Origin of the sequence: Sphingomonas sp. 2R-10, from assembly GCF_030062225.1 — a bacterium.
Classification (GTDB): Bacteria; Pseudomonadota; Alphaproteobacteria; order Sphingomonadales; family Sphingomonadaceae; genus Sphingomonas.
Genome location: NZ_JASCXF010000020.1, coordinates 13890 through 38606 on the forward strand (window position 1 = coordinate 13890; position 24717 = coordinate 38606).

Here is a 24717-nt window from a genome sequence, read left to right on the forward strand (position 1 = left end):
AGCAGATTGTCCAGACGTCGTTCGGCAGGTGATTATCGTGCCGGGATTTGACCGGGCATCGGGGGAAGGCATTGCTTCGTGAAGGATGGTGAACAGGCGGCCAAGCAGTCGAACGCGAAATCCGCTGCGGCCTCGCCCGACAAGAAGGATGCTTCCAGTCTCGGGAACGCCCTGCGCGCGGTCTATCAGGATGCAGCGGGGGAAGCGGTGCCCGACGAGATGCTCGACTTGCTGAGCAAGCTGAAATAGCCGCGGCGGTGTGACGACCACCACTTCCGCCCGCCTGAAGCCGCCCAGTCCGACCGCCGCGCTTCGCCGGGCACCGACCGGCGCCAAGCTGATGCTGATCCTCAGCGCGGCATTGCTTCCGCTCGCCCTGATCGCATTGTTCGCCACCCTGCAAACGTCGCGGATCGCCGATGTCGATTTGCGCGCGCGGTTGCGCGTCGCGGCGACCGAGGCGTCGCGGGCGTTGTCGATCGAACTTGCCGGCGACATGACCGCCTTGCGCGTGGCGATGACCGCGCTCAGCACCGATCCGGCCAATTCGCCTAGCTGCGCGCGGGTCGAAGGTGTGTTCGCGCAACAGACATCGGTCGGCGCCCGCTTCGGCATCTATTCGTCCGACGGACGGCTGGTGTGCGGTACCGCGATTCCCGTTCGGATGACCGGCGCCCCCGATGCCGGTGGCGTCCGCGCGCAGATCGTGCCCGGTGGCGGGCTGGTGCTCGACATTCGCGGCGTCAGCGAGGCGCGCGCTGTCGCGTTCTTCCCGGTGACGATGCTGCGCGAACTCGCCCAGCCCAGCGGGTTCGCCACCCCGTTCCAGGGCAGCCTGGAACACGGCAAGGACGACGAACTCGTCCTTGCCCAGCTTCCGGACGAGGCAGGGCTCGATCGCCGCGAACAGGTCGATATTCCGCTCGGCATCGACGACCTGACCTTTACCATGGCGGTGCGTCGCGCGCCGTTCACGTCGTCGGCGATCGTCGCCATGCTGTTGCCGCTGGTGATGTGGATCGCCGCGACCGGCATCGGTTGGTTCGTCGTCGACCGGTTGCTGATCCGGCCGCTGCGCCGGTTGCGCGACGATATCGAGCGCTATCGCCCCGGCCATCCGATGGCGGACGTCGATCTGGGCGCGGTTCCGGCGCAGGAGATCGCCGATCTGGGCGAGACCTTCCAGGAACTGACCCACACCGTCGAGCGCCACGAACAGTCGATGGCCGACGGACTGGTGCGCCAGACCAAGCTGACGCGCGAAGTGCATCACCGCGTGAAGAACAACCTGCAAGTCATTGCCAGCCTTATCAATTTCCACGCACGCAGCGCACATGGCGAGGCAGCGGCCGACGCTTATGCCACGATCCAGCGCCGCGTCGACGCGCTCGCGGTCGTCCATCGGAACCACTATGCCGAGATGGAGGAAAATCGCGGGCTCGAACTGAAATCGGTGATCGGCGAACTGGCGTCGAACATCCGTGCCACCGCGTCGGGCAGCGCGACCAGGTTGGGCATCACGCTGAACGTCGAACAGGTGCTGGTGACGCAGGACGTCGCGGTCGCGGTGTCGTTCCTGCTGACCGAGCTGATCGAACTGGCGGTATCGGTCAATCCCGAGGCGCAGATCGGCGTATCGCTGCGCCACGTGCCCGACACCGACACCGCGATGCTGCGCGCCAGTTCGCCGGCGCTGGTCGAGAGCGAGGAACTGGAGGCGCTGGTCGCCAGCCGCTACGGCCGGATCATCCTCGGCCTCTCGCGCCAGTTGCGCGCGCCGCTGCATCACGATCCGCTGATCGGCGCCTATGAGATCACGATCGCCGCGAAGGCGGGCTGAACCCGGTCAGCGCAGGCCGAGCAGCTTGTGCGTCTGTAGCGACAGCCGCCATTTCGGACGCGCCATCGCAAAATCGACCGCCGCGTCGCGATTCACCGCTTCGAGACCGATCGCGTCCATCGGCTGGACCAGATGATGCGCGAAGTCCCATCGCTCCAGCGCGTCGACGTCGATCCCCGCCTGCGGCCAGACCAACTTCAGCTCGTCGCCGCGTCGCTGGACGACGTCGCTCCCCGCCTTGGGACTGATGCAGACCCAGTCGATGCCCGGATGCGCGGCGATCGTGCCGTTGCTTTCGATCGCGATGGCGAAGCCGGCATCATGCAGCGCGGCGACCAGCGCGTCGTCGATCTGCAGCATCGGTTCGCCGCCGGTCAGCACGACGAAACGCCGCTCCGCCCCGCCGTCCCAGTGCCCGACCACCGCCGCGACCAGCGCCGGGGCGTCGGCGAACTTGCCGCCGCCCGCGCCATCGGTTCCGACGAAATCGGTGTCGCAGAAACGGCAGATCGCGGTGGCGCGATCCACCTCGCGCCCGGTCCACAGATTGCATCCGGCAAAGCGCACGAACACCGCCCGGCGCCCGGCATGCACCCCCTCCCCCTGCAGAGTCAGGAACATTTCCTTGACCGAATAGGTCATCGCCCGGTGTCGGGCCGTTCCGCATAGCGCGTCGGATCGGGCAGGCCCGCCTCGACGAAGCCGCGTGCGCGCAGGCGGCAGCTGTCGCACCGGCCGCAATGGAGATCGCCGACCGGGTCGTAGCACGACCAGCTCATGCCGGCGTCGATGCCCAGCCGGTCCGCCTCGCGCGCGATATCGGCCTTGGTCATGGTCTGGAGCGGGGCGTGGATGCGGAACGGATCGCCCTCGACCCCTGCCCGCGTCGCCAGCTCGGCAAGCCGTTCGAACCCGGCGATGAATTCGGGCCGGCAATCGGGATAGCCCGAATAATCGAGCGCGTTGACGCCGATCCACAGGTCGCGCGCGCCCGCCGCCTCCGCCCAGCCGAGCGCGAGGCTGAGGAAGATCGTGTTGCGCGCCGGGACATAGGTGACCGGGATCACATCCGCGACCACCCCGTCCTTCGGCACGGCGATCGACGCATCGGTCAGGGCCGACCCGCCAAAGGCCGACAGGTCGAGCGGCAGCACGACATGGCGTTCGGCGCCCAGCGCCGCCGCGATCCGCCGCGCCGCCGCCAGTTCGACCAGATGGCGCTGATTATAGTCGATCGACAGCGCCAGCAGCCGGTGCCCGGCCTCGCGGGCCAGCGCTGCCGCCACCATCGAGTCGAGCCCGCCCGACACCAGCACCACGCTGAGGGGAGTATTCGTCATGCCGCGCTCGCTAGGGCTTTCGGGAAGGAAGGGCAACCGCCGGACAAAGAACGGGCCGCACTGCGGCGGCCCGAGGGGGTTCCATGCCTAGGGGAAACATGCATGCCCGCAAGGACATTTCATTGTCCTACACCATCCAGGTTAAACAGGCGCTTAACGGGGCCGGGCACCGCAATTGCCCAGCCGCCGGGCGACATATGCATCGGCGAACGGCATGCCGTCGACGATGCCCTCGCTCTCGATCCGCAACGCGCGCGGCGTATCGACATGGATCGTGGTGCGGACATGGCCCGATCCGGGGCAGGTATAATGTACCGTGGCGATACGCGGCGTATCCTCAATCACGAACCGGCTGCACTGGGCGGCGCGCAGCCGCAGGCGGAAAAGCACCGCGATATCGGACACGCAGCTGTCGCGCGCCGCCTCGGGCGATCCGGGATTGCGCAGCGCCCATTGTCCGGGCGCCACCGCCTGCATCGCGCGCAACGTCGGCGCGGCGGCCGGCTGTGCGACGGCCGCCGTCGCCATTCCCAGTGCGGCGATCAGCGCACATCGTAACGGCAATCCCCCCATGTCCATTCCCCCAGATGGCCCGCGTCAGGCGGCGATGTCGGCCAGCGCCAGCGGAAACTTCGTCGCGCAGAAGGCGCAGTCGACGGTGATGATCCCCGCCTCGTCGGCCATCGCCGCCCGTTCCTCCTCCGGAAAGCGGGAGATGACGCCGGCGATATAGTCCCGGTCGCAGCGGCAGCCGCGGACGAGCGGCGTGCTCGCCAGCACGCGCACCTCGCGCTCTTCGTTGAACAGGCGCCAGACCAGCGTTTCGAGCGGCAGCATCGGATCGGCCAGTTCGTCGGCACCCATGGTCGAACCCAGCGCCTCGACATGGTGCCATTCGGGATGGTCGAGCCGGACGTGCAGCCGCTCGCGCCCTTCCTCGCCCTCGGGCAGATGCTGGAGGAAGATGCCCCCGGCGATCCGATCGCCATTGTCGTCGACGCCGATGCCGAGGCGGACCAGCGACGGGATCTGTTCGGATTGCAGGAAATAGCTTTCCGCCGCCGCCGCGATCGAATCGCCGTCCAGCGGCACGATCCCCTGATAGCGCTCGCCCGACGTCACCTGATCGAAGGTGATCGCCAGATAGCCCTGTCCGAACAGCGCGAACAACGACGGCTCCTCGCCCAGTTCGGCAAGGCGGTCGCGATCGAAATCGACATAGCCCCGCAGTTCGCCGTTCTTGTAGTCGCACACCATCAGCCGGACGATGCCGCCCTGCGTCTGCGCCTGCAGCGTCAATTGCCCTTCGGCATCCTTCAGCGTCGATCCCAGCAACGCGGTCAGCGCCAGCGATTCCGCCAGCAGCTTCTCGATCGGCGCGGGATAGGCATGGGCGGCAAGGATCGACTGCGCGACCGGCCCCAGCCGGACGACGCGACCGCGCGCATGATGGTCGGGAAGCGTGAACCCGATCGCACGATCGAGGTCCGGCAGGCGAACGGTATCAGACAAGCGAAGCTCCCATGGCCCGGCCGAAACGGCCAAACTGTGATCGATCACTCACATGGTAGCCCGCACCGGATTCCGCAAGCGCTTTGCGCTACGTTGCGGTTGCGAAATGTAGTGCAGTCGCGGTGGTCAGCCCGGAGGCGATCGACATTCCGTCGTTCCTGGCGACCACGGGCGGTTCCGGTCGAACGATCCGCCCCGCCCGTCACCCGGGTGACTTCGCGACCTCTGCGAAAGTCGCGAACAGAGCCAACTCCTCGCAGTACCCCGGCGAAGGCGAGACCTCTGCAAAAGGTTTCGATTCCTCGCCTTCTTCTGTACCCCCCGCGCAGGCGGGGGTCCAAGGAGCCGGCGCGCCGACGTTCGGCACCAGATCCAGCGTACCCCCGCGCAGGCGGGGGTCCAGGGGCACAAGCGCAAGCCGTTGTTTTATACTTGGCTCTGCCCCCCGCCTGCGCGGGGGTACAATGCACTTTATGGGCAGATTAGAGACTTTCGCAGAGGTCTCGGTCACGCCCGGGGTAACAATACGCCCGTGGACGACGACCGGCCTTAGCCGACCAGGCCGAAGCACCAGCGCAGGATCGCCTTCTGCGCATGCAGCCGGTTCTCCGCCTCGGGCCAGATGTGCGACTGCGGTCCGTCGATCACCTCGGGCGTCACCTCCTCGCCGCGGTGCGCGGGCAGGCAGTGCAGGAACACCGCGTCGGACTTCGCCTGCGCCATCAGCGCAGCGTCGACCTGATATGGCGCCATCGCCGCCAGCTTCTGTTCGGCATGCGCCTGCCCCATCGATATCCACGTGTCGGTGACGACGACATCGGCATCGCGCACCGCGGCGACCGGATCGCGGGTGATCGTCGCGCGCGCGCCCGCCGCCGACAGCACCCCGGGCGCGGGATCATAGCCTTCGGGACAGGCGGCGACGACGTCGAAACCCATCAATGCTCCCGCCTCGACGATCGAATGCAGCACGTTGTTGCCGTCGCCCAGCCACGCCCATTTCGTGCCGGGCAACGCCTTGCCCGCCTCGATCACCGTCAGCAGGTCGGCGACGATCTGGCACGGGTGCGAATGGTCGGTCAGGCCGTTGATGACCGGGACCGAACTGTAGCGGACCATTTCGCCCAGCTTGGCCGGATCGTCGGTCCGCACCATGATCGCATCGCAATAGCCCGACAGGACGCGGGCGGTATCGGCGATCGTCTCGCCGCGGCCGAGCTGCGTCGTGCCCGCGTCGAGCACCAGCGCCGATCCACCCAGCTGACGCATCGCCATGTCGAACGAGACGCGGGTACGGGTCGACGATTTCTCGAACACGCAGGCCAGCGTATGGCCGGCGAGCGACGCATCGGCATCGGCGCGGCCCTTCGGCCAACCCTTCCGCGCGGCCTTCGCGTCGAGCGCGTCGTTGAGGATGGCGGCGATGCCGTCGGCACCGGCCGAGGCGAGATCGAGGAAATGGCGCATTGTGGGTAAATCCTCCCCTTCACGGGGAGGGGGACCGTCCGCAGGACGGTGGAGGGGGTTCTCCACCAACGCCGCGCTTCGGGGCAATCCCCCTCCACCATGCTTTGCATGGTCCCCCTCCCCGTACCGGGGAGGAGTTTCTATCAATCGTCGGCGACCGGCACGTAGACCCGCGCGGCGGCCGACAGCTTCTCCACCGCTTGCGCGATATGGCTTTCGTCGATCACCAGCGGCGGCAGGACGCGGACGACGTTGTCGCCCGCCGCAACCGTCAGCAGCTGATGCTGGTCGCGCAGATGGGCGACGAAGCGGCGGCTGTCCGACTTGAGCTTGAGCCCAAGCATCAGCCCCATGCCGCGTACTTCCTGAAAAAGATGGTCGTGGTTCGGGATCATCTGTTCGAGGCTGGAACGCAGCCGGTCGCCCATCGCCTTCACATGGGCGAAGAACGCGGGTTCGAGCATCACATCGAGCACCGCCTGCCCCGCCGCCATCGCCAGCGGATTGCCGCCATAGGTCGATCCGTGGGTGCCGAACACCATGCCCTTGGCCGCTTCCCCGGTGGCGAGGCACGCACCGAACGGAAAGCCGCCGCCGATGCCCTTTGCCGCCGCGACGATATCGGGCGTCACGCCATATTGTTCGTGCGCGAACAGCGTGCCGGTCCGGCCATAGCCGCACTGGACCTCGTCGAGCACCAGCAACAGGCCGCGTTCGTCGCACGCCTTGCGCAGGCCCGTCAGGAACTCGGGCGTCGCGGTGCGCAGGCCGCCCTCGCCCTGCACCGGTTCGACCAGGAACCCGGCGGTGCTGTCGTCGATCAGCGCCAGCGCGCCGTCGAGGTCGTTGAACTCGGCATATCTGAACCCGGGCAGCAGCGGTTCGAACCCGTCGCGCATCTTGGCCTGATTGGTGGCCGAGATCGTGCCGAGCGTCCGCCCGTGGAACGCCTGGTTGAAGGTGATGAGCGTGTGCCGCTGCGGATTGCCGTTGGCAAAATGGTAGCGGCGCGCGGTCTTGATCGCGCATTCGACCGCCTCGGCACCCGAATTGGTGAAGAACACCGTGTCGGCAAAGCTGTTGTCGACGATCCGCTGCGCCAGCGCCTCGCCCTGCGGGCTACCGTACAGGTTGCTGACATGCATCAGCGTCGCGGCCTGTTCCTGGATCGCCCTGGTCAGGTGCGGATGGCCATGGCCCAGCGCATTCACGGCGATGCCGGCGGCGAAGTCGAGATACTGCGTGCCGTCCTCACCATACAGGTAGCAGCCCTCGCCTCGGACCGGACGCACGCCGCACCGTGGATAGACGGGCATGAGCGCGGGGGTCGTCATCGAACTGCTCCTTTGAGAAATAACGGCGTTCAAAACGCAAACGGGCGGCCAAGCGGGCCGCCCGGAGCGGCGCTGTACCGCCCCCGATGCCGTGCCGTCAATTCTTGAGCTTCCATCCCGAGCGCAGCAGCGCATAGCAGCCGATCGCCATCGCGATGTCGGCCGCGAGGATGACGGCGCCGCCCACCAGCACCGGCGAATCGGCGCGTTCTAGGAAGCCGTAGCGGAAGCCGGAGATGATGTAGAAGAACGGGTTAAGGTGGCTGATCGACCGGAACAGCGGGGTCAGCGCCTCGACCGAATAGAAGGTGCCCGACAGCAGCGTCAGCGGGCCGATCACGAAATTGGTGATCGCGGCCGCATGGTCGAACTTTTCCGCCCAGATCGACGTCATGACGCCGGCCAGCGCGAGGAAGGTCGATCCGAACAGTCCGAACCACAAGACGGCGCCGGGATGGCGCGGCATGACATGGACGCCGGGATAGAGCAGCATTGCCCCCCACAGCACGATGCCAACGAGGAACGCGCGCGTCACCGCCCCGCCGACCAGCGCGGCCAGCAGCTCGCCGGTCGACAGCGGCGGCATCAGGTAATCGACCACCGTTCCCTGGATCTTGCCGACCAGCAGCGCGAAGCTGGAATTGGCGAAGGCGTTGTTGAGCATCGCCATCGCGATCAGCCCCGGCGCCACGAAATCGGGGAACGGCACGCCCAGCACGGTGCGCCCCGCCCCGCCCATCGCCACCGAAAAGATGACGAGGAACAGCAGCGTCGTGACCGCCGGCGCCCAGATCGTCTGCAGCTGCACCTTGAAGAACCGGCGCACCTCCTTGATATAGAGCGTGCGCAGTCCACCCCAGTTCACGTTCCGGATGACCGGTACGCCGGGGTCGGCGATAGTGATTTTCGCGCGTAACGGGGATTGTTCCTGCATGGCTGTGTCGCCTAATCGCTGGCGCGCGCGGCGGCAAGGACGATGGTCGCGGCGCGCACGGGCGAATTGAAGGACGAAGACGGGCATGAGCTGGACCGAAGAACGCATCGCGACGCTGGCCAAGATGTGGGAATCGGGGATGACCGCCAGCCAGATCGCCGAGGAACTGGGCGGGATCAGCCGCAACGCGGTGATCGGCAAGGCGCATCGCCTGGGCCTGCAATCGCGTCCGTCGCCGGTGCGGTCGAACGATGCGGCCAAGGCGGCAGCACCCGCGCCGAAGCCCGCAGCACCCGAACCCGCGCCGGTCGTCGCCGCACCACCGCCGCCGCCGCCCGCGCCAAAGCCGGCCCCCGAACCTGCGCCTGCCCCCGAACCGGTTGCAGCCGCGCCGGTCGAGGACGATCCCTTCACCCCGTTGCCCGAGGAAGAACAGGCCGACGCGGTTGAGGACGACGAGGAAGAGGAAGACGCCCCGGTTGCAGCGCCGCGTCGTGCCGAACCGGTGATGCGCTCGGTCGGCCCCGGTGGCTTCCTGCGCCAGAACCCCGGCGAACAGAGCGCCCCGCTGACCCCCGCCCCGCCGCGCCGCCTCGTGCCGGCACGGCCGAGCGATGCGATCGCGGGCAAGACCACGTTGCTCGACCTGAACGACCGCATCTGCAAATGGCCGATCGGCCATCCGGGCGAACCCGATTTCCATTTCTGCGGCGACAAGGTGAACCCCGGTTTCCCCTATTGCGTCGACCATTGCGGCCATGCCTATCAGGCGCAGTTGCCGCGCCGCGACCGGCGCCCGCCGCCGCCGCTCCCCTATGGCGGCCCGCGCGTCCGCTGATGTCCGAAGCCGCTCCGTTCGCGACGGGGCGGCTTTTTCGTCGGTGCGTCAGAAGCGGAAGTTCGCCCGGACGCGCGCGCTGTGCCAGTCGAACCGGCGATCGCCGGGGGTTACGTCGGCAAGCGGAAGACGCTCGCCCGCGGAACGCGACCGGTCGGTCACGCTGGTGAAGGTATAGAGCAGGCCGATCGAGAACCGCTCCGACACCCGTTGATCGAGCCCGGCCCCCGCGGTCCAGCCCCAGCCATTGCTCCGGTCATGATCGCCCGCCCGATCCGTCGCCGGCCCGCGATCGATCCGGGCCATGGCCGCACCCCCGGTGACGTAGGGCAGCGTGTCGCCCAGCGCATAGCCGGCACGCAGCCGCCCCTGCGTACTCCAGTCCATCGACCGCACGATACGCTGGCGCAGCGCCGCCCGGTCGTTCCCGGCGTTCCGCTCGCCGATATTGCTGCGGCCGAATTCGCCCACCGCGCCGACCACGACATCGCCGAACTGGAGATCGTACCCCACATGCCCGCCATAGCCGGAGCGCTCGCTGTCGCGCCGGCAGCCGACGGGCGCGGATGCCGTGCGGCCGCTGCACGCCATGGCGGCGAACGTCGTCCGGCCGGTGTCGGCGAAAATGCCGTCGAGGTCGGTATCGCGCTGCAACGGCGCCTCGCGTTCCTCGTGTGCGAAATCGAGCCCGGCGCTGATCCCGGCATAGCCCCCGCGCCACATCCGGTCCTGCGCGAAGGACGAGGTCGCCACCATGCTCGTCGCCATCGCCGCCAGCACCCGCAACCGCATACGATACACCTTCCACCGTTGTTGCCGGGTCGAACGGGCGAGCGCCGTGAGCGCTCCGCGATGCAGCATAAATTTTGGCATCGGCCAGGAATCCGGCGAGGCCGGCCCCGCGTCGCGTGCTTTGCGGACAGTCCCGTTTCGTTCTATAGCGCGGGCATGGCCGACAATCTGTTCGAAGCGAATATCCCCGCCACGCCCGCCTATGACGCATCGTCGATCGAAGTGCTGGAGGGGCTGGAGCCGGTGCGTCGCCGGCCGGGCATGTATATCGGCGGCACCGACGAGCGCGCGCTGCACCACCTTGCCGCCGAGGTGCTCGACAACGCGATGGACGAGGCGGTCGCCGGCCATGCGACCCGGATCGAGGTGCAGCTGGACGTCGGCAACCGCCTGACCATCATCGACAATGGCCGCGGCATTCCGGTCGATCCGCACCCGAAATTTCCCGACAAGTCGGCGCTGGAGGTCATCCTGTCGACGCTCCATTCGGGCGGCAAGTTCGCGGGGAAGGCCTATGCGACGTCGGGCGGCCTGCACGGCGTCGGCATCTCGGTCGTCAACGCGTTGTCGGTCGATACGGTGGTCGAGGTCGCGCGCGACCGGCAACTGTATCGCCAGCGTTTCTCGCAGGGGCAGACGATCGGCCCGCTCGAACATGTCGGCGCCGCCCCCAACCGGCGCGGCACGCTGGTCGCGTTCACCCCCGACGCGGAGATATTCGCGGATCTCCAGTTCAAGCCGGCGCGCCTGCACAAGCTGGTGCGATCGAAGGCCTATCTGTTCGCCGGCGTCGAGATCCGCTGGAAATGCGCGCCCGAACTGGTCGAGGGCAGCGACGTCCCCGCCGAAGCGGTGTTCCAGTTCCCCGGCGGCCTTGCCGACCATTTGCGCGAACAGATCGGCGGCCGCGAATGCGCCACCGCCGATTTCTTCACCGGCACGCAGGACTTTCCGGGGGATCAGGGCCGCGTCGAATGGGCGGTGGCATGGCCGCTGTGGAGCGACGGCAGCTACAGCTATTACTGCAACACCATCCCTACCCCCGATGGCGGCACGCACGAACAGGGGTTGCGGCAGGCGCTGGTCCGGGGCCTGCGCGGCTTCGCCGATCTGGTCGGCAACAAGCGCGCGAAGGACATGTCCGCCGACGACGTCACCGTCGGGTGCGAGCTGATGCTGTCGGTCTTCATCCGCGACCCGCAGTTCCAGAGCCAGACCAAGGACCGCCTGACCAGCGTCGAGGCCGCCAGTCTCGTCGAAAAGGCGGTGCGCGACCATTTCGACCATTTCCTCAGCCACAATATGGAGCGGGGCAAGGCGCTGCTCGGGCTGGTGCTGGACCGGATGGACGAACGCCTGCGCCGCAAGGCCGAGCGCGAGGTCAAGCGCAAGACCGCCACCTCGTCGCGCAAGCTGCGCCTGCCCGGCAAGCTGACCGACTGCGCCTCCGACGATCCCGCCGGCACCGAACTGTTCATCGTCGAGGGCGATTCGGCGGGCGGTTCGGCCAAGCAGGCGCGCGACCGCAAGACGCAGGCAATCCTGCCGATCCGCGGCAAGATTCTGAACGTCGCCTCGGCGACCAGTGCCAAGATCCTGGCCAATCAGGAGATCGCTGACCTGGTCCTCGCCATGGGGTGCGGCACGCGCAAGGACTGCCAGCCCGACGCGCTGCGCTACGAACGCATCGTCATCATGACCGACGCCGATGTCGACGGCGCGCATATCGCCACGCTGCTGATGACGTTCTTCTTTCAGGAGATGCCCGACATCGTCCGGCGCGGGCACCTGTATCTGGCGCAGCCGCCGCTCTATCGCCTGACCGTCGGTGCCAAGTCGCTTTATGCGCGCGACGACGCCCACCGCGCCGAGCTGGAACGCACCGCGTTCAAGGGCAAGAAGGTCGAGGTCGGCCGCTTCAAGGGGCTGGGCGAGATGAACCCCGGCCAGCTGCGCGAAACGACGATGGACCCAAAAACCCGCAGCATGATCCGCATCACCCTGCCGCAGGAATATGAGGAGCGTGCGGCGGTGAAGGATCTGGTCGACCGGCTGATGGGAACCAACCCGGCGCACCGCTTCGCCTTCATCCAGGAAAATGCGGCGCGGCTGGACGACGAGGTGATCGACGCCTGATCGCCGATTGACCCTTTTCGCCCCGCCTTCCATGATCTTGCACGGGATCGAGGGGGATATGGAATGGGTATCGCGACGGGCATGATCGCCTTGATGTTGCAGGCGGCGGCGCCTGCCACGCCACCGCCGGCAGCGGTGACGTCGGTTACCACCCCCACGCCGATGATCGTCCGACAATCGGATGCGCTGGTCGCCCTGCTGCGCGGCACCGGCGAGTATGAGACCTTGTTCGCCCCGTCGTTCCGCGCGGCGATACCCAAGGCGCAGTTCGACAGGCTGACCGCACAGGTCATCGCCGCGCTCGGCCAGCCGACGCGGATCGAACAACTGGAGCCCACGAACCCGCTGCACGCCACGTTGAAGATCGGCTTCGAACGCGGTGTCATGAACGCGGATATCGTGATCGCCGGGGACGCGCCGTACCAGATCACCGGATTGCTGTTCAAAGGCGCCGAACCCCGCGGCCCCCGCGCGGCGACGATCGACGGGGTGATCGAACAGCTGGCGACGCTGCCGGGAACCACCGTGTTCGCGCTGGCGCGACTGGGCGATGCCGCGCCGAAGCTATCGGCGTCGCGGGCAGCGACGACCCCGATCGCGATCGGCTCTGCGTTCAAGCTCGTCATCCTCGCCGAACTCGTCCGCTCGATCGAGGCGGGGGAGCGCAAGTGGAGCGATGTCGTGACGCTGGACGGGTCGGCGCTGCCCGGCGGGGGCTATGCGCAACAGCCAAAGGGCACGCGCATCCCGCTTCGCGCGCTGGCGGAGCGGATGATCTCGGTCAGCGACAACAGCGCGACCGACATCCTGCTGTTCCATCTCGGGCGGCAAAAGGTCGAGGCGATGCTGCCCGTCGTCGGTTTCACCGACGGGGCACCGCGCAACGTCCCGTTTCTGGGAGCGCTGGAATTGTTCAAGCTGAAGGGCGTGGACGGCGGCGCGCTGGGCGCGCGGTATCTGGCGCTGCCGCCGGCGGCGCGACGCGCGTTCCTCGACGGGACGGTCCGCGATACCCCGATCGCCGCGATACCCGCGACGTTGTTTCAGAACGGCACGCCGCTGCGCATCGCCGAACTGGAATGGTTCGCCAGCCCGAACGACCTGATCCGTGCGCTGGACTGGCTGCGCCGGCATATGGACGGGGCGGCGGGTGCCGATCTGCGCGCGATCCTGTCGAAGAACCCAGGCTTGCCCGATGCGACCGGCGGCTGGCGCTATGTCGGCTACAAGGGCGGTTCGGAGCCCGGCGTGCTGACGATGGCGTTCCTGCTACAGGGCAAGGACGGGACGTGGCATGCGCTGGCGGGCGGGGTCAACGATCCGGCAAGGGACGTCGACACGCTGCGGTTCACCGGACTGATGGGTCGCGCGCTGGAACTTGCCGCGCCGCGTTGAGGGTGGGAGCCGGACGACCCGCTGCGAAATCGTTGCGGCTGCTTCCTTCCGGACCTGACCGGGTTGGCGACGGCATCGTCCGCCCGACTCCCGCGCGCCATATGGGCCAAGCGCGCGGCGTGCGCAAGAGGATCAGTCGCGGTTGCGCGGCAGTCGCGAGTACGGGACGAAATCGCCGAGCGACAGCGACCCGCTGAACATCCGCGAATTGCGATCGACCAGATTCACGATGTCGATCCGGCACAGCTGCGTGCCGATGGTCCGCGTGACCAGAATGTCGTCGCGGTCGAGCAGCCCGCCGCCCGCCGGCCGGTTGACGTACAGCGTGCCGTTGTTCATCCGATAGACGATCGCCGTGTCCTCGACGATCTCGCTCGATCGGATGTTGCGCAGGTTGATGCAGTCGACCGGCCGGTCGCTGGTCCGCCCCGCGGTGATACGCGACAGCGCCGCCTCTCCGGCCGCCGCACGCTGCGCGGCGCGATCCTGTGCGCCGACCGGAATCGCGCTGCCGGCGAGGAGCATGACGGACAACAGGGTGAACAGGCGCATGGTCGGGGTCCCGCGATGAATGGTCGATGCCGTCGATAGCATCGACTGCCTGAACGCATGCTGACGCCGGTTCGTTGCCGGCGCAATCCCCGCTGCGACCGTTGGCGCGGGCCGAAGGTCGGCGACCGGGGCGGCGACCCCGTTCCCCCGGACTTCGCGTCGAAACCTCTGCGAAAGTCTCGATTCCTCGCCTTCTCGCGTACCCCCGCGCAGGCGGGGGTCCAGGGTCACGAGCGCAAGCCGTTGTTATACCTGGCTCTGCCCCCCGCCTGCGCCGGGGTACGGATTGAAGACTTTCGCAGAGGTCTCGAACAGTTCCGGGGTCACGGGCAGCGGCAGGCGCTTCAATCGGCAAGGTGGTCGACCGACGGAAGGCCGAACGCCCGATTACAGCGTCGCTGCCGCCTCGATGATCGGCACGAACTTGTCCGCGGTCAGGCTCGCGCCGCCGACCAGCGCGCCATCGACGTCGTCGATCGCCAAGATCGTCGCGGCGTTGGCGCCGGTGACCGATCCGCCATAGAGGATGCGGATGCCGTCGGCGGCGTCGCCCACCATCTGGCGCAGCTTGGCGCGGGCGATCGCGTGGACCTGCGCGATCTCGTCCGGCGACGGGGTGCGGCCGGTGCCGATCGCCCAGCGCGGTTCATAGGCAAGGGTGAACCAGTCGCCGCTCGCCCCCTCGGGTACCGACTTCTCGATCTGCGCCTGCACCACGCGCTCGGCACGTCCGGCGTCGCGCTCGGCCTCGGTCTCGCCGCAGCACAGGATGACGTCCAGCCCCTGTCGGCGCGCCGCCGCCGCCTTGGCCCACGCGTCGTGGCTGGTTTCGTTCTGGTCGGCGCGGCGTTCGCTGTGGCCGACGATGACGATCGTCGCACCGGCCTCCGCCAGCATCTCGGCCGACACGCAGCCGGTGTGCGCCCCGCGATCGTTGGCGTGGACGTCCTGCCCCCCGATCCGCAGCACCTTTGCGACGGCGGCGGCATGATGGACCAGCGTCGCGGGCACGCACAGCGCGACGTCGACCTTCGGCGCAGCGGCGGCGGCGGCGTCGATCGCCTCGATCTCCGCCAGCTGTCCGCGCAGCCCGTGCATCTTCCAGTTACCCGCGACCAGCTTGCGACGACTCATACCGATGGCTCCCCGGCGTTTTACATGTTCTACAGCCGATAGCGGCTCTGGCGTTTCGCGCAACCTTGAAGCGGCGGCAACCGCCTTCTAAAGCGGCATCCTCCCATTCCTTTCGATCGGTTGCACGGATGCTCGGTTTCTTCAGGCGCATGACCAAGTCGAAGGTCGGCATCTTCGTCGGCCTGCTGCTGCTGGCGGTGATCGCCATCGGCTTCGCGGTGGCCGATCTCAACGGCCTGCGCCCGGCGTCGATGGGCGGCAGCGGCGCGGCCATCGCGACGGTCGGCGACGACAAGATCACCGACACCGCGCTGACCGAACGGATTCGCGGCGACGTGCAGCAGGCGGCGCAGCGCCAGCCCGGCCTCGACACCGCGCAATATATCGCGCGCGGCGGATTCGAAGGCTCGCTGAACCGCGCCATTTCCGATGCCGCGCTGCGCCAGTTCGCGCAGGAGCACGGGCTGGTCGTGTCCGATCGCTACGTCGACGGACAGATCGCCAGCCTGCCCGCGTTCCAGGGGCTGGACGGCAAGTTCCACCAGCAGACGTTCGAACAAACGCTGTCGCGTGCCCGCATCACACCGCAGCAGCTGCGCGACGACATCCGCCGCGCGACGCTGACCCGGCTGATGCTGGAGCGGACGATCGAGAGCAGCTTCCTGCCGCAGCAGCTGGCGCTGCCCTATGCGTCGCTGGCGAAGGAAGCGCGCACCGGACAGGTGGCGATCGTGCCGACCGGTGCCTTCCCCGCGCCGGCCGCACCGACCGACCAGCAGCTGCAGGCCTATTACACCGCCAACCGTGCGCGCTACACCGTGCCGGAGCGCCGCGTGATCCGCTATGCGATCGTCACCCCCGCCAGCGTCACCGCGCAGGCGGCGCCCAGCGATGCCGAGGTGCAGGCCGCCTACAGGGCCAATGCCGCCCGCTTCGCCCCGTCGCAGACGCGCAGCGTGACACAGGTCGTGGTCGCCGATCAGGCGGCGGCGACGAAGCTGGCGCAGGCGGTGCGCGGCGGACAGGCGCCGGGCGCTGCCGCCGGTGCGATCGGGCTGGAGGCGACGACCCTTGCCGGGCAGACCCGCGGACAGCTGGCGGGCAGGACGTCGCCCGCCGTCGCCGACGCGGCGTTTGCCGCGCAACAGGGTGCCGTGGTCGGCCCGGTACGCTCGCCGCTGGGCTTCGTCGTGCTGAAGGTCGACGCGGTGACGCAGGTGCCGGGCAAGACGCTGGAACAGGCGCGCCCGGAACTGGTCGCCGAGCTGAGCAAGACCAAGGGCGCGACGGCGCTGGGCGCGATCCAGGAGAAGATCGACGGCGGCATCACCGATGGCGCGACGTTCGACGAGATCGTCGCCGACGCCAGGCTCAGCGCGCAGGCGACGCCGCCGGTCACCGCGCAAGGCATCGACCCGATGAGGCCGGCCCAGCCCGACCCCAGGCTCGCGCCGATCATCGAGGCCGGGTTCGCATCGGAAGCGGGCGACGCGCCGCAGATCGTGCAGACGGCGGCCGACGGCACCTTCGCACTGGTCGCGACCGGCGACGTCACCCGCGCCGCGCCGCGCCCGCTGGCTGAAATCCGCGATCAGGTCGCCGGGCAATATCGTCAGGACCAGGCGCTGAAGGCGGCGCGGGCGGTGGCGCAGCAGATCCTGAACAAGGTGAATGGCGGCATGCCGCTTGGCACCGCGGTCGCGCAGGCGGGCTTGCGGCTGCCCGCCCCGCGGCCGGTGACGGCGTCGCGTGCGCAGCTGGCCCAGCTGGGTCCGCAGGTGCCGCCGGCCTTGTCGCTGATGTTCTCGATGGCGCCCAGGAAGGCGCGGCTGACGGCGGCGCCCAATGGCGAAGGCTGGCTGCTGGTCTATCTGGACAACATCCAGCGCGGGAACGCCGCGAACGACAAGGCGGCGATCACCGGTGTCGGCCGCGAGCTGGGCCGACTGACCGGCAACGAATATGCGGAGCAGTTCGTCGAGGCGGTGCGCCGGCAGGTCGGCGTGCAGCGTAACGAGCAGGCGATCAACCGGGTCCGCAACGAACTGGTCGGCGGCGCCGCTCCCGCTGCCGCGCAATGACCGGCGTAGAGGGGCTCGCCGCCGCCCGTGCCGCGCTGGCGGACGGGCGCCCGGCGCTGCTGTGGGCGACGCGGGTCGCCGATACCGAAACGCCGGTCGCCGCCGCGCTCAAGCTGATGCAGCCGGGCCGCGGCGACTTCCTGCTCGAATCGGTCGAGGGCGGGTCGGTGCGCGGACGCTACAGCCTGCTCGGGCTGGCTCCCGACCTCGTCTTCCGGGCCGAAGGCCACCGGGCGACGATCAACGACCGCTGGCTGACCGATCGCGACGCCTTTGCCGATTGCGGCGAGCCGACGCTGGCGGCGCTGCGCACGCTGGTCGCACAGTGCCGGATGGACGTGCCCGCCCCCCTGCCCCGCGCGCTTGCCTGTCTGGTCGGCTATTTCGGCTATGAAACGGTCGGGCTGGTCGAACACCTGCCGCAGGCGGCGAACGATCCGCTGGGCCTGCCCGACATGATGTTCGTGCGGCCGACGGTGCTGCTGGTGTTCGACCGGCTGTCCGACACGCTGTTCGTCGTCGCGCCGGTGTGGCCGGACGGCAGCGTCGATGCGGCGGCGGAGCGGATCGAGGCGACGGCGGCGGCGCTGGATGCCGCGATCCTGCCCCCGGCGGTGCGGCGCAACGACCTGCCCGAGCCGGTGCTGACGCCGACGCTCCCCGCCGGGCGCTATGGCGACATGGTCGCGGCGGCGAAGGAATATATCGCGGCGGGCGACATCTTTCAGGTGGTGCTGGCGCAGCGCTTCACCACGCCCTTCCCGCTCGAACCGTTCGAGCTGTACCGAGCGCTCAGGCGGATCAATCCGTCGCCGTTCCTCTATCACCTCGACCTGCCGGGCTTTGCGCTCACCGGGTCGAGCCCGGAAATCCTCGTCCGGCTGCGCGACGGCGAGGTCACGATCCGGCCGATCGCCGGCACGCGGCCGCGCGGCGCCACCGCGGCGGAGGACACGGCGAACCGGACCAGCCTGCTGGCCGATCCCAAGGAGCGCGCCGAGCATCTGATGCTGCTCGACCTTGGCCGCAACGATGTCGGTCGGGTCGCGTCGACCGGCAGCGTGCGGGTGACCGACAGCTACATGGTCGAATTCTACAGCCATGTGATGCACATCGTATCGAACGTCGTCGGCACCCTGCGCGACGATGCCGATGCGCTGGATGCGCTGTTCGCCGGGTTCCCGGCGGGCACCGTGTCGGGCGCGCCCAAGGTGCGCGCGTGCCAGATCATCGCCGAACTGGAGCAGGAACGCCGCGGTGCCTATGCCGGCGGGGTCGGCTATTTCAGTCCCGACGGGTCGATGGATTCGTGCATCGTGCTGCGGACCGCGGTGGTCAAGGACGGGATGATGCATGTCCAGTCGGGCGCGGGCATCGTCGCCGACAGCGATCCCGCGTCCGAACAGCGCGAGTGCGAGGCGAAGGCCGGCGCGCTGCTGGCGGCGGCACGCGAGGCCGTGGCGCAGGCGGCGAAGGTGCGCTTCGGACAATAGCGCGGAAGTTGGCGAAGGTTGCGCTACGTTAAGGTCGCCGGGTTATGGTGTCGGGCGGCGGGTTTCGCGCAACCGTTTGATATCGCGTGGCTCGTCGGGTGAACGTCATTTCCATCGCCGCGCGGATGTTGACACCGCGCGGTCGTGAACGAGGAAAGCCATGGTGACCATCCGCCGTGCGACGCTGGACGATATCGATCGCATCGTGCCGCTGTTCGATGCGTATCGCCAGTTCTATGATATGGGCAGCGATCCCGACGGCGCGCGGCGGTTCCTGACCGAACGGCTGGAGCGCGACCAGTCGGTGATCCTGCTGGCGGCGGACGATGCGGGGTTCGCGCAGCTCTATCCGTGTTTCTCGTCGGTGCGGATGGCGCCGACGATGATCCTGAACGACCTGTTCGTCCGGCCCGAGGTCCGCTGCGGCGGCGTGGGGGAAGCATTGCTGCAAGCGGCGTGCGACCATGCGCGGGCAAGCGGCGCGACGCGGATGACGTTGCAGACCGCGGTCGACAACAGTGCCGCGCACGCGCTGTACGTGCGTGCCGGATGGGAACGCGATGCGCGGTTCCTGACGTACGGCATCGTGGTGTGAGCGGTTTACCGGAGAAAGAGCGCTGGCGAGGGTAGGCGGGAGCCGGGGTGTAGGAAAGTGGTTCGTACGCCCCCGCCGCTACCGCCGCAGCGCGATCCAGCCGAGCCAGAGCCAGCCGACGATCATCGCCAGTCCGCCGAGCGGGGTGATTGGCCCCAGCACCCCCCGCGGCCCGCCCAGCGCCATCGCGTAAAGCGATCCGCCGAACAACAGGCCGCCGGCGACGAACAGCCAGCCGGGTCCGCGCGCGCCGAGGTTCAGCGCGACCATCGCAGCGATTGCATGGGCGAGCTGATACTGGCCGCCGGTCTTGAACCACTCGACCGCCGGACCGGACGCGCCATGCGCCCCGAACGCACCGGCGGCGACGGCCATGGCGCCGGACAGCGCAGCGGCGAGGAGCAGGAGGTTCATGACAACAACTCCAGAGTATCAACGACCATCGCCGTGGCGACCAGCAGCGCAGCAATCGCAGCGATCAGCACGGCACCTGCCAGCATATCCTTTACGGCCCCAATCTCGGCATGATAGCCGGGATGCAACAAGTCGATTACGCCTTCCAGCGCAGCGTTCAGCAGTTCGAGTGCCAAAACCAACGCAATGGTCACGGCGACCAGTGCCCACCACGACGGTGCCGGCCGCAGGGCCAGCAGGGCAACAATCGCCGCCGCAGCGAAGGCGAGATGGGTGCGGAAGCTGGCCTCACGACGCCAGCCGACACGCAGCCCCGCGATCGCGAAGCCCAGTCGCTCACGCAACGGCCGACCCTTCATGCCATCCTCTCCATCAACCCTCGTCCGCCACCGTGCCGGACGCCGCGCTGACACGGGCATGGGTGAAGATCATCTCGCGCCCCTGTTTCAGGTCGCCGGTTTCCGACTGTTGCAGCAGGCGCTTCGCGTCGGTCTTGCGATACAGGTCCTCGGTCCGGTCGATCTCGCCATCGTCGACGCCGACGCTGACCATCGCCGCGCGGGCCATGGTGACGGCGGAGTCGAGTACTTCGCGGAACACGCCCAGCACCGGCGCGTCGACCAGCTTGATGACGGCGCGGCGGTCATAGGCACGCACGAAGATGCCGGGCGCGGGAAACGCCTGATGGATCGCGTCGATCGTGGCGGCGTCGAACGGATCGCCGTCGGTGCAGAAAAGCAGCAATTCGGCATCCTGCGCACCGGCAAGGCGCAGCAGGTCGATGCGCGTGCCGTCGCCATAATAGACCTTCATCCCGAAACTGCCGGCGATCTCGATCATCTCGACATCGCGGTCGATCACGGTGACGCTGATCCCTTGCGCCAGCAGCATCTGCGCCACGGTCTGTCCGAAGCGGCCATAGCCGACCACGACCGCGCTGGCGCCGTCATGCCGGGGGCCTTCGGGTTTCATGCCGTCTTTCCGCTCGGGATCGGCGCGGAACCGGCGCGTGGCCATCATCAGGAACGGCGTGGTCGCCATCGACAGGGTGACGATCGCGCCGAAGACGCTGGCCGCCTCGGGTGCGATCAAGAGCGCGTTCTGCGCCTGCGCGAACAGGACGAAACCGAATTCGCCGCCCTGGCTGAGCAACAGGCCCAACGCCAGCGCACCGCGCCACGGCATGCCGAACAACCGCCCGATGCCGAAGATCACCAGCCCCTTGGTCGCGATCAGCGCCAGCGCCATGCCGACCACGAAGACCGGGCGTTCGATGATCGCGCCGAGATCGAGCATCATGCCGACCGCGAGGAAGAACAGGCCGAGCAGGATCGAGCGGAACGGCTCGACATCGGCCTCCAGTTCGTGACGATACGGGCTGTCGGCCAGCATCACGCCGGCGATGAACGCGCCCAGCGCGGTCGACAGCCCCAGCGACTGCATCACCGCCGCGCTGGCGATGACGGTGAACAGCCCGGCGAACACGAACATCTCGCGCTCGCCCATATTGCCGATCAGGCGGAACAGCGGGCGTAGCAGGAAGCGGCCGGCGAGGATCAGGCCGACGACCGCGCCGACGGTCCACAGCGCCAGCTGCCAGCCCGGCGGGCCGGCGGCATCGGCCGGGTTGCGCGACAGCGCGGCGACAATGGTGATGAGCGGGACGATCGACAGGTCCTGGAACAGCAGGATGGCGAAGGCACGCTCGCCGAACGGCGTCTTCATGCGCCCGGCCGATTGCAGCATCGGCAGCACCTGCGCGGTCGACGACAGCGCCAGCGGCAGGCCCAGCGCCAGTGCCGCAGCCCAGCTGAAATGCGTCGCCAGCCAGACGACGCCGGTGATCGCGACGCCGCACAGCACGACCTGCAACAGGCCGAGGCCGAAGATGTCGCGCTTCATCTGCCACAGCCGCGAGGGGCTGAGCTCCAGCCCGACGAGGAACAGCAGCAGGGTAATGCCGAGTTCGGCGATGGCCAGTTTCGATTCGGCGTTGCCGACAAGGCCCAGCACCTGCGGCCCGACGACCGATCCGGCGACGAGATAGCCGAGCGTGGCGCCCAGCCCGAGCTTGCGGAAGATCAGTACGAACACCAGCGCCGCCCCCAGCAACGGGGCGAAATCATGGAGCAGCGACGCGGTGCCGTGTTCCATCAGGCGGCGGCTCGCTGGCCGGCGGCGACCGCCGCGGCTTCGGCAGCGGCCTCGAAGGCGAGGCGGATCGAGGCGTGGCGCGCGCTGTGCGGACGCGCCGGTTCGAACAGCGTCAGGCCGGACCAGTCGGGCGCATCCCCCTCCCCGGCCAGCCATGTGGCCAGCGCGTCGCTGGCGGCGGCGAGGTCGGCGGGTGACTTGCCGACGATCTGCCGGGCGAGCAGCGCCGACGATGCCTGTCCCAGCGCACACGCGCGCACCAGCATGCCGACCGCCGCGACCCGGCCGTCGTCGCCGAGTGCGATGTCGACGGTCACGCGGCTGCCGCAAACGGCTGAGCGTTTCTCGACCGAGGCGTGGGGCTCGGGCAAGCGGACGGCCTGCGCGGTTTCGGCGGCGAGGCGGAGGATTTCGGTGTTGTAGAGATTTGCGGTCACGCGCGGGATGTAGGGCGCGATCGTGACGGTGGCGAGTCGCCCCCTGTCGTTTTCTACTCGCCGAACACCGGCTCGCCGCGGCGGCGACGATCGATGAAGTCGACGACGCTGGTGCTGGTGGCGTTGAGCAGCGGGTAGGTGCGGGCGTCCTTGATCCACGCGGGCCGGCGCGTCGGCCCGCCACCGATGAAGTCGGCCGCGAGCAGGAGCAGCAGGAAGGCGAGGCTGACGAGGATCAGCCCCTTCACCGCGCCGAAGCCGAAGCCGAGGGCGCGGTCGACGGGCCCCAGGACCGAGGCGCGGGTCCGCCGGCCGATGCCGTTGGCGACGAGGCGTCCGGCGAAATAGCCGATGCCGGCGATCAGCGCGAAGGCGAGCGTCGCCGCGCCGCCCGCGGTCCCGGTCGGCCCGACCAGCGCGGCGGCAACGGGGGTGTGGAACAGTTTCAGCGCGATCACGACCAGCGCCCATGCGCCGAGCGACAGGACTTCGGTGACGAAGCCGCGCATGAAGCCGAGCACCGCCGCGCCGCCGACGGTGAGGAGAACGGCGATGTCGAGCGAGGTCAGGCCCATGGGCGTGGCTATGCCGGGCGACGGGGGGATTGTCGAGCGGCTGCTAATCCTCCCCGGGATCGTTCACCGGCCGAGCATATAGTCGACGAACCGCGGCAAATCCTTGAACCCGGACAGCTTGACCGCGCCGCCCTCCGCCTGGTTCGCCGGGGCCAGCGCGCGGGCGAAGCCGAGCTTGCCGGCCTCCTTCAGCCGCAGCGCGCCGTGCGCCACCGGGCGGACCTCGCCCGACAGCGCGATCTCGCCGAACACGATCGCATCGGCGGGAACGGGGCGTTCGGACAGCGCCGACACCAGCGCGGCGGCGACCGCAAGGTCGGCGGCGGGATCGGTCACCCGGTAACCGCCGGCGATGTTGAGATAGACTTCGGCGGTGGCGAAGGCGAGGCCGCAGCGCGCCTCCAGCACCGCGAGGATCATCGCCAGCCGCCCCGAATCCCACCCGACGACCGCGCGGCGGGGCGTGGCACCGGAGGCGAGGCGGACGGTCAGCGCCTGCACCTCGACCAGCACCGGACGCGTCCCCTCCAGCGCGGGGAAGACGACGGTGCCAGTGACATTCTCGTCACGGCTGGTGAGGAACAGCGACGAAGGGTTTGAAACTTCGGACAATCCCTCGCTCTCCATCGCGAAGACGCCGATCTCGTCGGTGCCGCCGAAGCGGTTCTTGACCGCGCGCAGGATGCGGTACTGGTGGCTGCGCTCGCCTTCGAACGCCAGCACCGTGTCGACCATGTGTTCGAGCACGCGCGGGCCGGCGATCGAGCCGTCCTTGGTGACGTGCCCAACCAGCACGACCGCGGTGCCGCGTTCCTTGGCGAAGCGGATCAGTTCGCCCGACGACGCGCGGACCTGGCTGACGGTGCCAGGCGCACCCTCGATCAGGTCGCTGTGCATCGTCTGGATCGAATCGATGATGAGCAGGTCGGGTGCCGCCGATCCGCCGAAGGTGGTGAGGATGTCGCGCACCGAGGTCGCCGCCGCCAGTTGCACCGGTGCATTGCCGAGCCCCAGCCGCCGGGCGCGCAGCCGGACCTGATCGGCGGCTTCCTCGCCCGAGACATAGGCGACCGACTTGCCGGCCAGTGCGAGCTTCGCGGCGGCCTGTAGCAGCAGCGTCGACTTGCCGATGCCGGGATCGCCGCCGATCAGCGTCGCCGATCCTTCGACGAAGCCGCCGCCCAGTGCGCGGTCGAGTTCGGCGATGTCGGTCTTGAGCCGGTCGGGCAGCGCGATGGCGGTGTCGAGACCCGACAACAGGATCGGCCGGCCGCCGCTTTGCAGGTTGTGGCGCGCCGAAAACGGCGTCACGACCGCGCCGGCATCCTCGACCAGCGTGTTCCATTCGCCGCAATCGGCGCACTGCCCCGCCCATTTCGAGGATACCGATCCGCATTGCTGGCAGACATAGCGCTTCTGGGGTTTGGCCATGCCGCCGCCGGTAGCAGATGCGGAACGAAAGGGGAATATCAGTCCAGTTCGCTGCCGCGCTTCAGGACCTTCGTGCCGTCGTCCTGCTCGATCAGATAGGCTGGATTGTCCTTCGTGCCGTTCTTGGTGATCTTGCTGCCCTTGATCGTGCGCTGCACGCGGCGGTCGAAGCGTTCCTCGACCTTGCCCTCCGCCGTGCCGTTGCCCCACGACCATTTCACGGTCTGGCCCTTCCGGTAGCTGTCGCTCATCCTGCCGCCTCC

General features: G+C 68.5%; 25 protein-coding genes and 1 other RNA gene. 8 read left to right on the plus strand and 18 right to left on the minus strand.

Annotated elements, in window-relative coordinates:
- The first annotated feature begins 78 nt into the window (after positions 1-78).
- A complete protein-coding gene (locus QLH51_RS10700; RefSeq protein ID WP_164516167.1) occupies positions 79-249 on the plus strand; it encodes a NepR family anti-sigma factor in 171 nt (56 codons plus the stop codon).
- Positions 250-259: 10 nt separating this feature from the next.
- On the plus strand, positions 260-1840 hold the full coding sequence (locus QLH51_RS10705; protein WP_206429078.1) for a histidine kinase dimerization/phosphoacceptor domain -containing protein: 1581 nt from the start codon (positions 260-262) through the stop codon (positions 1838-1840).
- Between the two features lie 6 nt (positions 1841-1846).
- Here QLH51_RS10705 and queE read toward each other — a convergent pair whose 3' ends face one another.
- The 7 genes from queE to QLH51_RS10740 all read right to left on the minus strand — a co-directional run bounded on the left by queE (position 1847) and on the right by QLH51_RS10740 (position 8427).
- Positions 1847-2482 (minus strand): 7-carboxy-7-deazaguanine synthase, encoded by a 636-nt coding sequence (queE, locus tag QLH51_RS10710; RefSeq protein ID WP_125658806.1) that lies wholly within the window; start codon positions 2480-2482, stop codon positions 1847-1849.
- A complete protein-coding gene (gene queC / locus QLH51_RS10715) occupies positions 2479-3180 on the minus strand; it encodes a 7-cyano-7-deazaguanine synthase QueC (RefSeq protein ID WP_125658803.1) in 702 nt (233 codons plus the stop codon). The genes queE and queC overlap by 4 nt, the downstream gene beginning before the upstream one ends.
- 153 nt (positions 3181-3333) lie before the next feature.
- Positions 3334-3708, minus strand: coding sequence for a hypothetical protein (locus QLH51_RS10720; RefSeq protein ID WP_164516166.1), 375 nt, complete (start codon positions 3706-3708; stop codon positions 3334-3336).
- 69 nt (positions 3709-3777) lie between these two features.
- Entirely contained in the window at positions 3778-4692 is a 915-nt protein-coding gene (gene hslO / locus QLH51_RS10725; RefSeq protein ID WP_125658796.1) for an Hsp33 family molecular chaperone HslO, read from the minus strand.
- Positions 4693-5241: 549 nt separating this feature from the next.
- A complete protein-coding gene (gene argF, locus QLH51_RS10730) occupies positions 5242-6159 on the minus strand; it encodes an ornithine carbamoyltransferase (protein ID WP_125658793.1) in 918 nt (305 codons plus the stop codon).
- Positions 6160-6302: 143 nt separating this feature from the next.
- A complete protein-coding gene (locus QLH51_RS10735) occupies positions 6303-7493 on the minus strand; it encodes an aspartate aminotransferase family protein (RefSeq protein WP_125658790.1) in 1191 nt (396 codons plus the stop codon).
- 97 nt (positions 7494-7590) lie between these two features.
- Positions 7591-8427 carry an ABC transporter permease gene (locus QLH51_RS10740; RefSeq protein WP_125658787.1) on the minus strand — a complete coding sequence of 279 codons (837 nt, stop codon included), beginning with the start codon at positions 8425-8427 and terminating at the stop codon, positions 7591-7593.
- 85 nt (positions 8428-8512) lie between these two features.
- Here QLH51_RS10740 and QLH51_RS10745 point away from each other — a divergent pair, with 85 nt between their 5' ends.
- Positions 8513-9265 carry a GcrA family cell cycle regulator gene (locus QLH51_RS10745; RefSeq protein WP_125658784.1) on the plus strand — a complete coding sequence of 251 codons (753 nt, stop codon included), beginning with the start codon at positions 8513-8515 and terminating at the stop codon, positions 9263-9265.
- A 48-nt stretch (positions 9266-9313) separates the two neighbouring features.
- Here the strand turns inward: QLH51_RS10745 and QLH51_RS10750 are convergent, their stop codons facing one another.
- Positions 9314-10126: an outer membrane protein gene (locus QLH51_RS10750; RefSeq protein ID WP_164516164.1), complete on the minus strand. Its 813-nt coding sequence runs from the start codon at positions 10124-10126 to the stop codon at positions 9314-9316.
- Positions 10127-10213: 87 nt separating this feature from the next.
- Here QLH51_RS10750 and parE point away from each other — a divergent pair, with 87 nt between their 5' ends.
- Both parE and QLH51_RS10760 read left to right on the plus strand, forming a co-directional pair.
- Positions 10214-12193, plus strand: coding sequence for a DNA topoisomerase IV subunit B (parE, locus tag QLH51_RS10755; protein WP_125658779.1), 1980 nt, complete (start codon positions 10214-10216; stop codon positions 12191-12193).
- A 63-nt stretch (positions 12194-12256) separates the two neighbouring features.
- Positions 12257-13588, plus strand: a complete 1332-nt coding sequence (locus tag QLH51_RS10760; protein ID WP_125658776.1) for a serine hydrolase — start codon at positions 12257-12259, stop codon at positions 13586-13588.
- Here the strand turns inward: QLH51_RS10760 and ffs are convergent.
- From ffs to tpiA, 3 genes are all read right to left on the minus strand, one after another.
- Positions 13588-13682, minus strand: an RNA gene (gene ffs / locus QLH51_RS10765) — signal recognition particle sRNA small type. The genes QLH51_RS10760 and ffs overlap by 1 nt on opposite strands.
- Before the next feature lie 38 nt (positions 13683-13720).
- The gene (locus tag QLH51_RS10770) at positions 13721-14140 is read right to left on the minus strand and encodes a hypothetical protein (RefSeq protein WP_206429077.1); all 420 of its coding nucleotides are present in this window, start codon (positions 14138-14140) and stop codon (positions 13721-13723) included.
- 387 nt (positions 14141-14527) lie between these two features.
- Positions 14528-15274: a triose-phosphate isomerase gene (tpiA, locus tag QLH51_RS10775; protein WP_125658773.1), complete on the minus strand. Its 747-nt coding sequence runs from the start codon at positions 15272-15274 to the stop codon at positions 14528-14530.
- Between the two features lie 128 nt (positions 15275-15402).
- Between tpiA and QLH51_RS10780 the strand changes: the two genes are divergently transcribed.
- From QLH51_RS10780 to QLH51_RS10790, 3 genes are all read left to right on the plus strand, one after another.
- Positions 15403-17355 (plus strand): peptidylprolyl isomerase, encoded by a 1953-nt coding sequence (locus QLH51_RS10780; RefSeq protein WP_125658770.1) that lies wholly within the window; start codon positions 15403-15405, stop codon positions 17353-17355.
- A complete protein-coding gene (gene trpE, locus QLH51_RS10785) occupies positions 17352-18848 on the plus strand; it encodes an anthranilate synthase component I (protein WP_125658767.1) in 1497 nt (498 codons plus the stop codon). Before QLH51_RS10780 ends, trpE begins: the two co-directional genes overlap by 4 nt.
- A 163-nt stretch (positions 18849-19011) precedes the next feature.
- Positions 19012-19443: a GNAT family N-acetyltransferase gene (locus QLH51_RS10790; RefSeq protein WP_283514546.1), complete on the plus strand. Its 432-nt coding sequence runs from the start codon at positions 19012-19014 to the stop codon at positions 19441-19443.
- A gap of 78 nt (positions 19444-19521) precedes the next feature.
- On the opposite strand, the gene QLH51_RS10795 is transcribed toward QLH51_RS10790, so the two are convergent.
- The 7 genes from QLH51_RS10795 to QLH51_RS10825 all read right to left on the minus strand — a co-directional run bounded on the left by QLH51_RS10795 (position 19522) and on the right by QLH51_RS10825 (position 24705).
- Positions 19522-19857, minus strand: a complete 336-nt coding sequence (locus tag QLH51_RS10795; protein WP_125658761.1) for a DUF423 domain-containing protein — start codon at positions 19855-19857, stop codon at positions 19522-19524.
- Complete coding sequence (locus QLH51_RS10800) at positions 19854-20216, minus strand: diacylglycerol kinase (RefSeq protein WP_125658758.1); 363 nt, start codon at positions 20214-20216, stop codon at positions 19854-19856. The genes QLH51_RS10795 and QLH51_RS10800 overlap by 4 nt, the downstream gene beginning before the upstream one ends.
- Positions 20217-20229: 13 nt before the next feature.
- Positions 20230-22011, minus strand: a complete 1782-nt coding sequence (locus QLH51_RS10805) for a cation:proton antiporter domain-containing protein (RefSeq protein ID WP_125658755.1) — start codon at positions 22009-22011, stop codon at positions 20230-20232.
- Positions 22011-22448 (minus strand): iron-sulfur cluster assembly scaffold protein, encoded by a 438-nt coding sequence (locus QLH51_RS10810; RefSeq protein ID WP_125658752.1) that lies wholly within the window; start codon positions 22446-22448, stop codon positions 22011-22013. The genes QLH51_RS10805 and QLH51_RS10810 overlap by 1 nt, the downstream gene beginning before the upstream one ends.
- A gap of 53 nt (positions 22449-22501) precedes the next feature.
- Positions 22502-23023: a CvpA family protein gene (locus tag QLH51_RS10815; protein WP_125658749.1), complete on the minus strand. Its 522-nt coding sequence runs from the start codon at positions 23021-23023 to the stop codon at positions 22502-22504.
- A 63-nt stretch (positions 23024-23086) separates the two neighbouring features.
- On the minus strand, positions 23087-24454 hold the full coding sequence (gene radA, locus QLH51_RS10820; RefSeq protein WP_125658746.1) for a DNA repair protein RadA: 1368 nt from the start codon (positions 24452-24454) through the stop codon (positions 23087-23089).
- A gap of 38 nt (positions 24455-24492) precedes the next feature.
- A complete protein-coding gene (locus tag QLH51_RS10825) occupies positions 24493-24705 on the minus strand; it encodes a DUF2945 domain-containing protein (protein ID WP_125658743.1) in 213 nt (70 codons plus the stop codon).
- Positions 24706-24717: the final 12 nt, after the last annotated feature.